Source organism: Luteibacter sp. HA06 (assembly GCF_054061215.1).
Window position 1 is genome coordinate 2780424 of sequence record NZ_JBSSDZ010000001.1, and the last position, 13404, is coordinate 2793827.

Annotated in this window: 13 protein-coding genes; 5 read left to right on the forward strand and 8 right to left on the reverse strand. The window is 66.2% G+C overall.

Going from position 1 to position 13404, the window contains the following annotated elements; genetic code table 11:
* Positions 1 to 30: 30 nt before the first annotated feature.
* Complete coding sequence (locus ACVWWJ_RS12830; protein ID WP_456968169.1) at positions 31 to 2091, reverse strand: prolyl oligopeptidase family serine peptidase; 2061 nt, start codon at positions 2089 to 2091, stop codon at positions 31 to 33.
* Positions 2092 to 2154: 63 nt separating this feature from the next.
* Positions 2155 to 2445: a GNAT family N-acetyltransferase gene (locus ACVWWJ_RS12835; protein ID WP_159892133.1), complete on the reverse strand. Its 291-nt coding sequence runs from the start codon at positions 2443 to 2445 to the stop codon at positions 2155 to 2157.
* Positions 2446 to 2565: 120 nt separating this feature from the next.
* Here ACVWWJ_RS12835 and ACVWWJ_RS12840 point away from each other — a divergent pair, with 120 nt between their 5' ends.
* The 4 genes from ACVWWJ_RS12840 to ACVWWJ_RS12855 all read left to right on the forward strand — a co-directional run bounded on the left by ACVWWJ_RS12840 (position 2566) and on the right by ACVWWJ_RS12855 (position 6245).
* Positions 2566 to 2991 (forward strand): OsmC family protein, encoded by a 426-nt coding sequence (locus ACVWWJ_RS12840; RefSeq protein ID WP_107913992.1) that lies wholly within the window; start codon positions 2566 to 2568, stop codon positions 2989 to 2991.
* Between the two features lie 60 nt (positions 2992 to 3051).
* Positions 3052 to 4014 (forward strand): CorA family divalent cation transporter, encoded by a 963-nt coding sequence (locus tag ACVWWJ_RS12845; protein WP_159892144.1) that lies wholly within the window; start codon positions 3052 to 3054, stop codon positions 4012 to 4014.
* 4 nt (positions 4015 to 4018) lie between these two features.
* A complete protein-coding gene (locus ACVWWJ_RS12850; protein ID WP_456968170.1) occupies positions 4019 to 4942 on the forward strand; it encodes an oxygenase MpaB family protein in 924 nt (307 codons plus the stop codon).
* A 229-nt stretch (positions 4943 to 5171) separates the two neighbouring features.
* Positions 5172 to 6245 carry a diguanylate cyclase gene (locus tag ACVWWJ_RS12855; RefSeq protein ID WP_456968171.1) on the forward strand — a complete coding sequence of 358 codons (1074 nt, stop codon included), beginning with the start codon at positions 5172 to 5174 and terminating at the stop codon, positions 6243 to 6245.
* A 29-nt stretch (positions 6246 to 6274) separates the two neighbouring features.
* On the opposite strand, the gene ACVWWJ_RS12860 is transcribed toward ACVWWJ_RS12855, so the two are convergent.
* The 5 genes from ACVWWJ_RS12860 to ACVWWJ_RS12880 form a co-directional block, all read right to left on the reverse strand.
* Positions 6275 to 6862 (reverse strand): alpha-ketoglutarate-dependent dioxygenase AlkB family protein, encoded by a 588-nt coding sequence (locus ACVWWJ_RS12860; RefSeq protein WP_456968172.1) that lies wholly within the window; start codon positions 6860 to 6862, stop codon positions 6275 to 6277.
* A 7-nt stretch (positions 6863 to 6869) separates the two neighbouring features.
* The gene (sodC, locus tag ACVWWJ_RS12865) at positions 6870 to 7409 is read right to left on the reverse strand and encodes a superoxide dismutase family protein (RefSeq protein ID WP_159892152.1); all 540 of its coding nucleotides are present in this window, start codon (positions 7407 to 7409) and stop codon (positions 6870 to 6872) included.
* Positions 7410 to 7630: 221 nt separating this feature from the next.
* On the reverse strand, positions 7631 to 8335 hold the full coding sequence (locus ACVWWJ_RS12870) for a pseudouridine synthase (RefSeq protein WP_456968173.1): 705 nt from the start codon (positions 8333 to 8335) through the stop codon (positions 7631 to 7633).
* Positions 8332 to 9390 carry a class I SAM-dependent methyltransferase gene (locus ACVWWJ_RS12875; protein ID WP_456968174.1) on the reverse strand — a complete coding sequence of 353 codons (1059 nt, stop codon included), beginning with the start codon at positions 9388 to 9390 and terminating at the stop codon, positions 8332 to 8334. The genes ACVWWJ_RS12870 and ACVWWJ_RS12875 overlap by 4 nt, the downstream gene beginning before the upstream one ends.
* 51 nt (positions 9391 to 9441) lie before the next feature.
* Positions 9442 to 10995 carry a protein adenylyltransferase SelO gene (locus tag ACVWWJ_RS12880; protein ID WP_456969708.1) on the reverse strand — a complete coding sequence of 518 codons (1554 nt, stop codon included), beginning with the start codon at positions 10993 to 10995 and terminating at the stop codon, positions 9442 to 9444.
* Positions 10996 to 11104: 109 nt separating this feature from the next.
* On the opposite strand from ACVWWJ_RS12880, the gene ACVWWJ_RS12885 reads away from it, so the two are divergent.
* On the forward strand, positions 11105 to 11737 hold the full coding sequence (locus tag ACVWWJ_RS12885) for a hypothetical protein (RefSeq protein WP_456968175.1): 633 nt from the start codon (positions 11105 to 11107) through the stop codon (positions 11735 to 11737).
* Here ACVWWJ_RS12885 and ACVWWJ_RS12890 read toward each other — a convergent pair.
* On the reverse strand, positions 11722 to 13404 hold the full coding sequence (locus ACVWWJ_RS12890; protein WP_456968176.1) for a putative bifunctional diguanylate cyclase/phosphodiesterase: 1683 nt from the start codon (positions 13402 to 13404) through the stop codon (positions 11722 to 11724). The two genes, ACVWWJ_RS12885 and ACVWWJ_RS12890, sit on opposite strands and share 16 nt — an antisense overlap.

Below are 13404 nucleotides of genomic sequence, written 5' to 3' on the forward strand. Positions count from 1 at the left end.
GCCGTTCAGTCAACCATCGTTCGGGTTTGTCTATTTGCCGCTCGGCGGGAGGTAGCGATCGAACCAGGCCAGGGCCCGGGCGAGCACGTCGCGCCGGCTGGCATCCCGCGCGAAACCATGCCCTTCACCCGCGTAGACGACGAGCGATGTCGGTACGTTCTGGGCGCGCAGCGCGTGCCAGAACTCGAACGACTGTGGCGCCGGCGTTTCGGCGTCGCGCTCGCCGACCACGATCAGCGTCGGCGTTTTCACTTCCTTGATGAAGTTGATCGCCGAGCTCTTCGCGTACACGCCCGGGTCGTCGTATACGGAGGCACCGAAGTACGGCTTCATCCACTGGTCGATCAGGTTCTGGCCGTAATAGCTCTGCCAGTTCGAGATACCGGCGCCCGCCACCGCAGCGCTGAAGCGATGGGTCTGGGTGACCGCGAACATGGTCATGAAACCGCCGTAGCTCCAGCCGGTGAGGCCCAGGCGCTTATCGTCGACGGGATGGGCTTTCTCGATGGAATCGACGCCGGCGAGGACGTCGCGCAGGTCGCCGTAACCGAAGTCCTTGCGGTTGGCCTGGACGAACGCTTCGCCCTGACCGTAGCTACCACGCGGGTTGGGCATGAACACGAAATAGCCCAGGGCGGAGAGCGGCGCACCGCCGTAACCGGCACCCGGCCAGCGCGGCGTCACGGCTGCCGCCGGACCGCCGTGGATCGTGACGATCATGCCGTAGTGCTTCTTCGGGTTGTAGTTGGCCGGGTACAGCAGCCAGCCCTGCACGTCGTGGCCTTCGTTGGTCCAGGTGATGGATTCGGCCTTGCCCCACGACGGTTTGAGGCCGGCGTTGAACGAGGTGATAGCGACCGGTGAGGCCTTGCCGTCGAGGTCGGCGACGTGCACTTCGTAAGGCTTGTCGTACGAGCTGGCAATGAAGGCAGCCTTGCTCGCATCCGAATTGAGCGACACGGACATCGACAGGCGACCGTCGCCGATGGTCATCGGCACTTCGAACACGGTGGTCGCCGACGCTTCACCATTGGCCGAAAGCGCGTAGCGGGACACGCGCGAAGCGCCAGCGGCGGCCTCGGACACAAGCAGGCTGTCGGCACCCGTCCAGGCGATCCATGCGGGCGTGGTGGTGATGCCCGGGGTGACGTCGACCGGGGCGGCGCCGCCGGTGCTCGCTACCGTCCAGACGTCACCACCGGTGGAACCCTGATCACTCATCAGGCCGCCGATGAACGCGATACGCGAGCCGTCCGGTGAGAAGCGCGGCACGGCGATCTGCAGGTCCTTCAGGGGACCGGTGAGCGCGGCGGTGTCGACCACAGTGACGGGCTTGCCCTTGGCCGTCGGCGTCGTCGGCTGCACGTAAAGCTTGGCCAGCCACCAGTTGTTGTCGCCCGGCGGTTCGGCGGCGACGTAGGCGAGGCGGTGGCTGTCGGCCGAGAAGCTGAATTCGTAAACGTGCAGGCCAGCCGGCGTCAGCGTGGTGACGGCGCCACCGGCCGCGTCGACCATGGCCACCTGCTGGATTTCGATGCCTTCCACGCCGACTTCGCCGGTCTGCACTTTCGCCGCGGCGGTCGCGCTGGCGCGGCGGGTGGCGTTAGGTACGTAGAGGAAGCCGAGGGCCTTGCCGTCGGGACGCCACTCGAGGCCGTCGATATAACCGGTGAGGTGGGTCAGGCGCTGCGGCGCTGCCTTGCCGGAGATATCGACCACGCTGATGTCGTTCTGCTTGCCCTCTTCCACCCCCGGCGCCTTGCCGGCGCAGTCGGAGAGAAAAGCCAGGTGCTTCGAGTCCGGCGCCCAGGCGACCGAGATCTCGCTGCAGCCCTTGGAGGCCGTGATGCGGTGGGCGTTACGGCCATCGGCGTCGGCGACTTCGACAACCGGCTTGCCGTTGGTCTTCACGGCCCATGCGAGGTGCTTGCCATCCGGCGAAAGGGCCACGGATTCGACGGTACGGACTTTGCCTAGCGAGTCGAGGATGGCGGCGATGCGCGGATCGTCCGCGGTTTTCGCGGCGGTTTCGGCCTGGGCAGCGCCCGCACAAGCAAGCGCCACGGCGGCGGCAATCCACTTCGTTCGCATCGATGACCCTGAATCTGAATGGGGAGGACGAAAACTAGCACGTCCGTTCAGGTTCGGGCTATCTCAAGCCAACAGGTGGCCGTACTCCGGGTTCCGCTTGAACCACGCCTCCGCATACGCACAGGCCGGATCGATCTTCCAATGCTGCTTCTCCGCCGTCTCGACGGCGAACTTCGTCAGCAGGGCCGCAATACCCCGCCCGCCCACCGGCGAAGGCACGCCAGTGTGCGTAATGCTCATTATTTTCCCCTGCAGCCGGTATTCCAGCTCGCAGTCGTACCCATCCACCTTGGCCACGAACAGCTGGTTCGCGGTGTCGTGACTGATTTCCAACGGTTTCTGCGTTTCGCTCATCGTTCTCTCCAATCAAGGCAGGCCAACCCTTCGCATTATGTGGATGCATCGGCCGGTAACGTTCGCGGGTCAGCATGCGCGTGTTCCAACCGGCATTCCATCACCAGTGAGGAGAGCATCATGCAAAAGTGGGGATCAGCGGTATGGCAAGGCGGGATCAAGGACGGCCAGGGCGTCATTTCGAGCCAGACCGGCGTTCTTAAGGAAGCCCCGTACGGATTCAAGTCCCGTTTCGAGGACGGCCCGGGTACCAATCCCGAAGAGTTGCTGGGTGCCGCCCATGCCGGTTGCTTCAGCATGGCGCTGTCCGGCCTGCTCAACGCGGCCGGCCTCACCGCCGACAAGATCGAAACCAAGTCCACGATCACTCTGGAGAAGGATGGCGACGGCTTCACCATCACCAAGGCCCACCTCACCGTGAAGGCGAAGGTGCCCGGCACCGACCAGGCCGGCTTCGAGGCGATCGCCAAACAGGCCGAGCAAGGCTGCCCGGTCTCGAAAGTACTCAAGGCGGCCATCACGATGGACGCGACGCTGGAAGGGTAAACTGCCCGCGCCGCCGGCTCCGTCGGCGGCGCTCCCAGCTTGCCAAGGACACCATCGCACGTGCTGATCGTTCACGAACACGGCAACCACACCGGCCCCGTCACGTGGTCCGCCGAGATGGGCAAACCCCAGTCGCCGATCTGGATCGACCTTTTCGATCCCAACGAAGAAGAGCGCCGTTGCGCCGCCGAGATCACCGGCCTGCGCGTACCCGAGCGCAGCGACATCGTGAACCTGGCCCTGTCGAGCCGTATCCGTACGGACGACGACGCCATGTACCTATCCATCCCGTATTTCGCCGACACCGACAACGGCCACTACCCCGGCCCGGTCGGCATCGTCGTGACCAACCACGTGCTGATGACGCTGCGCTTCGCCGAATCACCGGCGTTCAAGCTGGCCAGCGCCAGCTGCCAGGAACATCGCTGGGAATCCAGCGCCGACGTGTTGGCCACCCTCATCGAAGCCATCGTGAACCTCGCCGCCCAACGCATGGAAGATGTCTCGGCCGAGCTGAAGAAGCTCTCCGATCGCGTGTTCACCCCGGAGCGCCTGGGCACCCCGATCCTGCGCGACATCATGCTGGAGATCGGCCGGCTCGAAGGCCTGCAGGCGCGCAATCGCTCGTCCATGCTGGGCGTGCAGCGGATCGTCTCGTTCGTCCGCGCGAAGAAGCCCGACTGGGTCTCCGAAGATGTCGAAGTGCGCCTGCGCGTGGTGGACCACGACCTGCGCACGCTGGACGAGTTCGACGACCAGCTGACCAACAAGCTGCAGTTCCTGCTGGACGCCACGCTCGGCTTCATCAGCACCGACCAGAACCATGTGATGAAGGTGCTGACCGTCGCCTCGGTGGCGACCATTCCGCCCGTGATCCTCGCCGGCATCTGGGGCATGAACTTCAAGGACATGCCTGAGCTCAACTGGCACTACGGCTACCCGCTCGCGCTCGGCGTCATCGTCCTGAGCATGCTTCTGCCGGTGTGGTTCTTCAAGTGGCGGGGCTGGTGGTCGGGAGACTGAGCCGATGACGGCCTTCGCGCGCCTGCTGCGCCCCGCGTCCGCGCCGATCCGGCGCTGGGTACTGACCGCCTTTCCGCGGCCGCCGTCGGGCGGCATCGACTACGACCATCCGGCTGGCGACCCCGGCCTGTTCGGTCCCTCGAGCGTGACCTGGCGCATGCACTCGGACTTCTGCGGCATGCTCGCCGGCGGCCTGTGTGCGCTCTACCTGCAGCTGCTGCATCCGCGCGCGCTGGCGGGCGTTTGGGACCACTCCAACTTCCGCGAGGATCTGGTCGGCCGGCTGCGCCGCACGACCGCCTTTGTCGGCGGCACCACTTACGCACCCACCTACGACGCCCAGGCGATGATCGAGCGCGTGCGCATGATCCACGGCCAGGTGCGCGGCGTGGACGAAGCCGGACTGCCCTACTCCGCGGACGATCCGGACCTGCTCACCTGGGTGCATGTCAGCGAGATGTCGAGCTTCCTCGCCGGTTACCGCGCGTATGGCCCCATGGCCGTGCCGCTGCATGTCGCCGATGCCTATCTGGATGAGACGCGACGCGTCGCCGAAGCCCTGGGAGCGCGTGACGTGCCCGGCTCGGTGGCCGAGATGGACAGGTATATCGCCCGGGTGTTGCCTTCGCTGCTGTTCGGCGAGCGCTCGCGCGTGGTCCTTGGGGTGCTTGGCAAGCTCGATCTGCCGGTACCGATGGCCGGGCTGTCACGTGATCTGTTCCTGCATGCGGGCGCCGCGCTGCTACCGGATTGGGCCGCCTCGCTGCTCCAGCGGACGGACAGCGACCTGCGTAAGGCGCGTCTGGCAAAGCGGACGTTGCGCGGCATGGCGCCACTGTTCCGCGCCGCGCTGACCGAGGGGGTCGCGTCGCGCTCCTGCCGTCGCGTAGGTGTCGATCCCGGTCTGCTGTCGCATTGGCCTACGTGATTTCGGCGTTTTAACCGATCTAAACACTTTCGTGAAGACCTGAAAGCGGAACCTGTTCGCACTTTCCGACGTTCCTGCCGAATTTGCCCCTAAAGTTTGCGGTTGCCGCGCCGCTATTACCTTCGACCAACGCAGGGTACGCATCGCGCGTGCCCGACTCGGGGGAGGATCGGTCGGTGCCAACGAGCTGCTTACATCACGGACACCACGCCACGGGATACGTGCACTCATGAGGTCGCCCTGGCATTCGCTGGCCGGCGGACCACCCGAGTCGCGCCTGCTCGCCTCCGTGGCCGAGTTCACGCATCACCGGGATATCGACGCGCTCGATCACAGCCTGGTGCTGTCGCTGGCCGAGCTGGTTTCCGTCAGCAGCGTGACGCTGTGCAAGCGCGGCGAGAGCCTGCAGCTGCCGGTGGATTCGATCGTGGTCTGCTCGCGCAACGCCGAAGGTGCCTTTGTCGTCGAAGCACTGGATCCCACGCGTGACGGCGATCCCATCGACACGATCGTCTGCGCGATGGAAACCCTGGAAGCCATCAGCGATGTCACCGACGACGGCACCTGCCGCCTGGTGATCCCGATCCAGCGCGATCATGCGGCCATCGGCGCACTGATGCTCGAGTCGGAAGATTCGCTGGACGGCGTGCGCAGCATGGTCGAAGGCTATGCACGCATCTACGCCAATTACATTGCCCTGCTCAACGAGAGCGAGCGCGACAAGCTCACCGGGCTGTACAACCGCCGCAGCTTCGAACAGCGCCTGCAGCGCCTTCTCAAGCTGCAGCGCCAGCGCGCCCGCGCTGCAGCCAAGGGCGACGAAGAGCGCCGGCTGCCGATGCAACAGGATGTCTCGCAGATCTGGCTGGCCATCCTCGACATCGATCACTTCAAGCGCATCAATGACACTTACGGCCATGTGTATGGCGACGAAGTCATCCTGATGCTCGCGCAGCAGATGCGTCACAGCTTCCGCCAGAGCGACGTGCTCTTCCGCTTCGGCGGCGAGGAATTCGTCATGCTCATCACCGCGCAGGACGAGCGCGTGGCGCACATGGCTTTGGATCGTTTCCGCCACTTCGTCGCCGAGTACGCCTTCCCGCAGGTCGGCCACGTCACGGTGAGCATCGGCTACGCCCGCATCACCGAGAACGATTATCCCGAGATCGTCCTCGACCGCGCAGACAAGGCGCTGTACTTCGCCAAAGAGAACGGCCGGAACAGCGTGCACGGCTACGAGGCACTAACCGAACGCGGCGAACTAGGCTCCGCCGTAGCCCTGGGCAGCATCGACCTCTTCTAAGCCACTCCCTGCCTTCTGTGGGAGCCGCTTCAGCGGCGATGCTTCGGCCTCACCCTAAACGCCAGACTGATCCTCGCCCCCACCTCACCACGCGCCTTGGGAATCCCGTGATCCCAATGAAACTGCGTGGCATAGCTCATCGTCAGCAGGCTGCCCGGCTCCAGCTTCACATCGAACTTCCGCTTCGGCGACTCGCGCTCGCGCAACGTCATCGTGCGCGTCGCCCCTAGTGACAACAAGGTAATCGGCGCGCCCTCGGCGATCTCTTCGATGTGATCGTTATGCGGCGCCACGCTGTCACGGCCGTCGCGATAAAGGTTCAGTCCAACCGAGGTAAACGTCACGCCGGTCAGTGCGATCGCTTCGCGGCCGGCATCGCGCAATACCGCAGGCAACGCGGGATCTTCCAGCGCGTAGTGCTGCACCAGCCGCGGCACGTCCACCTCGCGGCCATACATCTCGCGACGTTGCGCCTGCCAGGGAATCCCGGCGAGCAACGTGTCGAACCAGGCTTCAGCGAGCGCGGTGGGAATGACCCCGGGCTCATACGCAAACCGCCCGTGGTCGTCATCGACGATCACGAGCGGTTCGGCTGCGAAAAGACCGCCTTGCGACATGCAACCCTTACTTGACCACACCGCAGGCAATGCGAGCACCACCGCCGCCCAGCGCTTCGGGCTGGTCGGAGTAGTTGTCGCCACCGGCGTGGATCATGAGCGCATGGCCTTTCAGCGTGGCCAGGCTCTTCAGGTGCGGTGCGGTGACCGCGGTGGTGTCGGTGCCGTCAGCACCAATGGTGATACGCGGAAGATCGCCTTCATGACCGGCGGCGTCGGGGCCTTCGTGCTTGCCGGTGTGCTGCGGGTCGAAGTGACCGCCCGCGGCGAGGGCCGCACCCTTCTTGCCATCCTTCTCGCCCGGATCGCAGCTGGGCTTCTCATGCAGGTGGAAGCCATGGTCGCCGGCCGGGAGGCCCTTGAGGTTCGGGGTGAACACGAGGCCGTCGGCCGACTGGGTCACGGTGACGGTACCCACCGAGGCGCCCGCGCCATCGGCGGTCACCAGGGTCATGGGGATGACGACACTCTTGTCGACGACGTTGCCCGCGGTGGCGGTGCCGGCGAAGAGGCTGGCGAGGGCAACGGCGATAGCGATCTTGGTCATGAGGTGCTCCTTGGGGGATCGGGTGGACCCTTCGATACTGCACCCCCGGTGGACCAAAGGTCCACACCCCCAGCTAAAGCGGAAGCTGGCTGTTGTGGGAGCCGGCTATTGCCGGCGATGGGGGTCGAGGCGGCCTGGCTATCGCCGCTGAAGCGGCTCCCACAGTGAAGCAGGCCCCGCCGATGAATCGGCTCGCACAAGAGCGCGCGACGACCAGGGTGTCACGCCCCGGCGAAAATGCGCGCGGTATCTTCTGCCGTTAGCTGGCGCCACGCGCCTTGCGCCAGGCCATCGAGCGTCAACCCACCCAACGCCACACGCTCCAGCGTTTCCACATGGTTGCCAATGGCAGCGAACATGCGGCGAACCTGGTGATAACGACCTTCGGTAAGCGAAAGGCGGACATGGCGCGCTCCGAGCACCTCGAGCACCGCCGGCTCGAGCGGATCGGTCTCGCCATCCAGCATCAACGTGCCAGCGGCAAAGGTCGCCGCCTCATCGCCGCGCAAATCTTCCGCCAGGGTCGCCTCGTACACCTTGGCCACCGAGGACTTCGGCGAAATGATCCGGTGCAGCAGCGGGCCATCGTCGGTGAACAGCAGCAGGCCGGAGGTCTCGCGATCCAGGCGGCCGACCGTCGACAGCACCGGGTTACGGATGCCGTAGCGCGGCGGCAGCAGCTCATACACGAGGCGGCCGACATCCTTGCGCGAACACGTATAGCCCGCCGGCTTGTTCAACATGATCAGCATGCCCGCCGGCGGATCCAGCGGTTCGCCTTCGAAGCGCACGTCCGCGTGTTCGACCTTGTCATCGGCGTAAAGCACTTCGCCCGAGGCATCGGTGACCAGGCCTTCGCGGAACATGGATGCGACCTGTTTGCGGCTGCCATAGCCGAGGTTCGCCAATAGGCGCACGAGTTTCATCGACGAGGCTCCTTCGCTTCGATCACTTTGAACCCGTCGCGCTCGACGACGGTACGAACATGGGCGAAGCACGCGTCGAGCGTGGCTTCGTAGGCAAGATGCCGATTGGCTACCATCCAGAAACGGCCCTGCGGCGACAACGCGCGCGCAGCGACCGCGATGAACGCGCGACCCAGCTCGGGCTGGTCGGCACGTCCCTGGTGAAATGGGGGATTGGAAACGATGGCGTCGTAGCCACCGTCGATGCCATGGGTAACGTCATGCCACTCCACGCGCGGCGCGACGGACCGGCCGGACGCGGCGATGGCAGCGGCAACGTTCTGCCGCGCCGGCTCGATCGCGCGCCCTTCGGCTTCGAACAGATCGATGGCAGTGACGGCGGGATTCGAAGCGATCACCTGGCAGGCGAGATAACCAAAGCCCGCGCCGAGATCGGCAACACGCCCCGAGAAGTCGCGAGGCAGCACCGACGACAGCAAGGCGGACGCAACATCGATGCGATCCCACGCGAACAGCCCGCGTCGACTGACGAAGTGCCCTTCGTCGATGGGCAACGCCTCATCCAGTGCCAGCCACGCGGCCAGCAGCGACGCATCGGGCACTGCGCCAGGACGCGTCCAGAACACCCGACACTTATGCTTGGAGAGGTTCGACACCCCACCTGCCAGCAAGGCGAGATCGGCCTCGGCGGTCTTCGCCCCTTCCGCGTTAGGCACGGCGGCGAGCACCACGCCATCCGCGGCCACATGGGCCATCGCCTGCGCGAACAACGCGCGCGACTCCTCGCGCTGCCGGGTCGGCAGCACCATGACGACACCGAAACGTCCTTCCGGAATCTCGGCGCTCACGGCAAACCCGGACCGCGCCAGCGCGTCGGCGGCCGGCTTGAACGACTGCTGCAGCACCCACCCCGGCCGACGCTGCTCGCGCAGGACGAAGCCGTCGCGCGCGCGCAGGATCAGCACCTCCCCGGACGCCGGCCACGCGAGGTCGCCCGTGGCGAACGGGACAAACAGCGCGTCGAGCGCGGCATCGGAGGCGGAACCAGCGGACAACGCAAGGGCCTGAGGGGGAGATCCGGACCGGTGATTCTACCCCGAGGCCGCTCAGCTGCTGCAGGAAAGCATGGAACAGCCTACCCGGTCGCGCGCCCATTCCGGCCGGCGACCGGCCAGATGATCCCTGCCCGGCTGCTCGTCGTAGGGCTGGCGGAGCGTCTCCATGAGCTCATGGAGAGGCGCGTAGTCGCCCTGCTCTGCCGCATCGATCACCTGCTGCGCAAGGTAGTTACGCAGCACGTAGCGCGGATTGCTCGCATGCATCAGGGCCAGGCGCTCCGAGGCAGGCGCCTCATCGGCGCGCACGCGCGTCGCATAACGCTGCAGCCACGCAGCGAGCGCCTCCTGCGTCGCCACGCGCTTCTCCTCCTCATAGAAGGAAGCTCCCACCACGCCCGGATGCGGCGCGTCGAGATCGAGCAACGCGAGGTCGCGAAAGAAAATCGTCATGTCCATGCCGCCCAGCGTCAGCAGTCCACGCAGGTCGGCTATCAGGGTGTCGTCGCCGTCGCGGGCGTTGACCAGGCCGAACTTGGCCGCCGAGAAGGCCGCATCGGTGGCTTCGAACACCTCGACGTAGTGGTCGAGACCGGCCTGCAACGCATCGACACCCGTAAACAGCGGCGACAGCGCCTGGGCCAAGCGCTGCAGGTTCCAGTAAGCCACGCGCGGCTGGTGTCCGAAGCGGTAGCGCTTGTGCGCACGATCGGTGGTGTTCGGTGTCCAGTCCGGGTCGAAGTCGTCGACCCAACCGTAGGGGCCGTAGTCGATGGTGAGCCCGAGGATGGACATGTTGTCCGTATTCATCACGCCGTGGACGAAGCCCACGCGCATCCAGTGCGCCATGAGGCGTGCCGTGCGTTCGCAGACCTCGGTGAAGAAGGCGGCGTAGCGATCTTCCCCGGGGAGTGAGCCAAACGCCGGGTAGTGCGTGGCGATGGTGAAGTCCGCCAGGCGTCGCAACAGGTCGATGTCGTTGCGGGACGATGGCAGCTCGAAGGACCCGAAGCGGATAAACGACGGCGCGACACGACAGACGATCGCCCCTGGCTCCATTGCCGGGTTGCCGTCGTACATCACGTCGCGAAGCACCTCGTCCCCAGTCAGCACCAGCGATAGCGCCCGTGTGCTCGGCACGCCGAGGTGATGCATGGCCTCGCTGCACAAGAACTCACGAATGGAGGAGCGCAGCACGGCCCGTCCATCGGCCCCGCGTGAGTACGGCGTCCGACCGGCGCCCTTCAGCTGCAACTCCTGGCGACCATCGTGGGCGGTAACGACCTCGCCCAGGCCCAGCGCCCGGCCATCGCCGAGCTGGCCGGCCCAGTTGCCGAACTGGTGACCTCCATAGGCCATGGCATAACCGGTCATACCCGGCCAGCGCGCATTGCCCGAAAACACGTTCGCAAAATCCGGCGCATCCGGCGAAACGCCCAGCATGGCCGCGACATCCGGCGCCACGGCGACCAGGCGGGGAGCCGCCACGGGTGTCGGATCGACCCATGAGAAGGCCACACCGGCGACCTGGCGCGGGCCGTTGGCCCGTTCGGGGTCGGCCGGCAACTCGCGGACGAAGGCGTTATCGAAGCGCAGGTCTGTCATCGGGATCACGGTCTGGACGTTGTTCCCGATATCCGGGCATTCATGGCGCATGCAAGGGCGTACGCAACTCGTGCAAACTAGCGCCCCTGCTCACCCCAACCTGGCCCTCATGCGTCCGACCCGCCTCCTGGCCATCCTGCTCGCCACCGCGCTCGCTCCCCTCGCGGCGGCAGAGCCCGTTAGCGTCCCTCGCAGCGACAAGACCCTGGTCGAGATCATCAACTCGACGATGGGCACCCTGCCTAACGCCGTCGATTCGCTGTCCGGCAAGCTGCCCGGCGGCCTCCACGCCACCGCGGACGCGCCGCCGCAGATCGTGCGCAGCGTGCCCTTCGTCACCCGCGACGGTTATCGCGTCAGCGCCTTCGAGGCGCGCGGTTTCAACGAGGGTGGCGACGTACCCATGGTTCGCTTCACGTCGATCCAGCTGGAGCAACGCCCCTGTTTCCCGCGCAGCGAGCTGGCCGAGGCCTTCCACGCCGCCACCTCCGAGACCAACCTGCCCGCCGCCCCGGCCATGCTGCCGAACCGCTACATGGTCATGCAGATGCCCTGGGGACGCTTGTCATTCGGAAGTTCGCAGGAAAGCGGCGCCTGCATCATCGCCATTGTCGGCGACGCGACGGGCGGCCTCGTCGACGTGCACACGCCCTTGCCGCTACCGCAGCCGACCACCATGCCCGGCATGCCCGACCTGCGCCGCACCTGGCCGATGCCAGCGGACGCCTATCCGGCCGAATAAGCCGCCATGGCGACCGGGGCCGGGTATGGACCGGTAACCCGGTCGATGCGATCTTCCGCCACGGCCGGCGAGAACAGGAAACCCTGCAGCTCGTCGCAGCCGGCTTCGCTGAGGAAGGCCCGTTGCTGCTCGGTCTCCACGCCCTCGGCCACCACGCACAGGCCGAGCGCGGCACCCAGGTTGGACACCGCCCGCACGATGGCCGCGGAATCGCCGGCCTGGGTCGCGTTCTGCACGAAGGAGCGATCGATCTTTACCTTGTCGACGGCGAGGTCCTTGAGCAGGGTAAGGCTCGAGTAACCCGTGCCAAAGTCGTCCAGCGAGATGCGTACGCCGGCCTTGCGCAGGCGCTTGAGCAGCTGCACCGCCGCCCCGTCCGCGTTGACGATGGCCGTCTCGGTGATTTCCAGTTCCAGTCGTTTCGGTGACAGGCGTGTCTCGATCAGTGTGCGCATCACCATGTCCGCGAAGCCGTCGTCGCGCAGTTGTACCGCGCTGACGTTGACCGCGATGAACACATCGTCGAGCTTGGCCACGCGGGCACACGCCGTGCGCAGCACCCATTCGCCGAGCTGGCCGATCAGGCCGGTTTCTTCGGCCACGGCGATGAACTGCACGGGCGAGACCACCCCCAGCGCTGGATGCCGCCAGCGAGCCAGGGCTTCCAGGCCGACCACCTTGCCATCCGCCGCACGGATCATCGGCTGGTAATGGCAGCTCAGGCCTTCGCCGCTCAGCAGGGCCTCGAGTAGCGCGCGCTCGATGTCCCGGCGATGGGCGAGCGCGGCGTCCAGGGTCTTGGTGTAGACGACCAGCCGGTTGCGTTTCTTCTTCGCCTCATACAGCGCGCTGTCGGCCTTGCGGGCCAGCTCGCCCGCGGCCACCGCCTCGGCATCGATCGCGACCATGCCGATGGACGTGCCGATGAAGGTCGTCGTCGCCAGGACGTCATAGGGTTCGCCGGCCAGCATGAGGATGCGGTCGGCAAGGCCGCTCACGTCCAGGCCGCCGTTGTCGTCGACCAGCAGGGCGAACTCGTCGCCGCCGATCCGGGCCACGGTGTCATCCGGACCGACCGCGCTGCGCAGACGCGCACCAAACTGCACCAGCAGCTCGTCGCCGATCAGGTGGCCGTAGGTATCGTTGACCTTCTTGAAGCCGTCCATGTCCAGGTAGAACAGCGCGGCGTGCGCGCCGCCGCTGGCGGCCCGGCCGATGGCGGCATCCAGACGGCTGAACAGCGCGGTGCGGTTGGCCAGCCCGGTCAGGGCGTCATGGCAGGCAAGCCAGCGCACGTGCGCCTCGGACTCGCGCAACTCGGTGATGTCGGTGACAGAGGCGAGCACATGCGGCGCCCCCTCCAGGTCGATGCGGGTCTTGCGGGTGAGCAAGGTGCGCACGTGGCCCTGCGGGTCGGTGACCGTTTCCTCGGTCTCGACCACCTGCTGGCTGCGCAGCACGGCATCGTCACCGGCCTCGAAGCGGGCGGCCTGCTCCGGCGGAAAGATCTCGGCGTCGGTGCGGCCGAGCACGTCCCCGGCTTTGACGCCGAAGTACTCGCAGCCCATCTGATTGACGTACACCCAGCGGTGCGCCGCATCGCGCACGAACATTGCCGTGGGCATCAGCTCCAGCACTGTGGACCAGCCGGCCAGATCCTGTATCAA

Excerpts from the sequence above, each read along its gene's own strand:
- sodC (WP_159892152.1), bottom strand. The coding sequence starts at position 7,409 with ATGACCAAGATCGCTATCGCCGTTGCCCTCGCCAGCCTCTTCGCCGGC.
- ACVWWJ_RS12835 (WP_159892133.1), bottom strand. The coding sequence starts at position 2,445 with ATGAGCGAAACGCAGAAACCGTTGGAAATCAGTCACGACACCGCGAAC.
- ACVWWJ_RS12870 (WP_456968173.1), bottom strand. The coding sequence starts at position 8,335 with ATGAAACTCGTGCGCCTATTGGCGAACCTCGGCTATGGCAGCCGCAAA.
- ACVWWJ_RS12885 (WP_456968175.1), top strand. The coding sequence starts at position 11,105 with ATGCGTCCGACCCGCCTCCTGGCCATCCTGCTCGCCACCGCGCTCGCT.
- ACVWWJ_RS12860 (WP_456968172.1), bottom strand. The coding sequence starts at position 6,862 with ATGTCGCAAGGCGGTCTTTTCGCAGCCGAACCGCTCGTGATCGTCGAT.
- ACVWWJ_RS12850 (WP_456968170.1), top strand. The coding sequence starts at position 4,019 with ATGACGGCCTTCGCGCGCCTGCTGCGCCCCGCGTCCGCGCCGATCCGG.
- ACVWWJ_RS12830 (WP_456968169.1), bottom strand. The coding sequence starts at position 2,091 with ATGCGAACGAAGTGGATTGCCGCCGCCGTGGCGCTTGCTTGTGCGGGC.
- ACVWWJ_RS12855 (WP_456968171.1), top strand. The coding sequence starts at position 5,172 with ATGAGGTCGCCCTGGCATTCGCTGGCCGGCGGACCACCCGAGTCGCGC.
- ACVWWJ_RS12880 (WP_456969708.1), bottom strand. The coding sequence starts at position 10,995 with ATGACAGACCTGCGCTTCGATAACGCCTTCGTCCGCGAGTTGCCGGCC.
- ACVWWJ_RS12840 (WP_107913992.1), top strand. The coding sequence starts at position 2,566 with ATGCAAAAGTGGGGATCAGCGGTATGGCAAGGCGGGATCAAGGACGGC.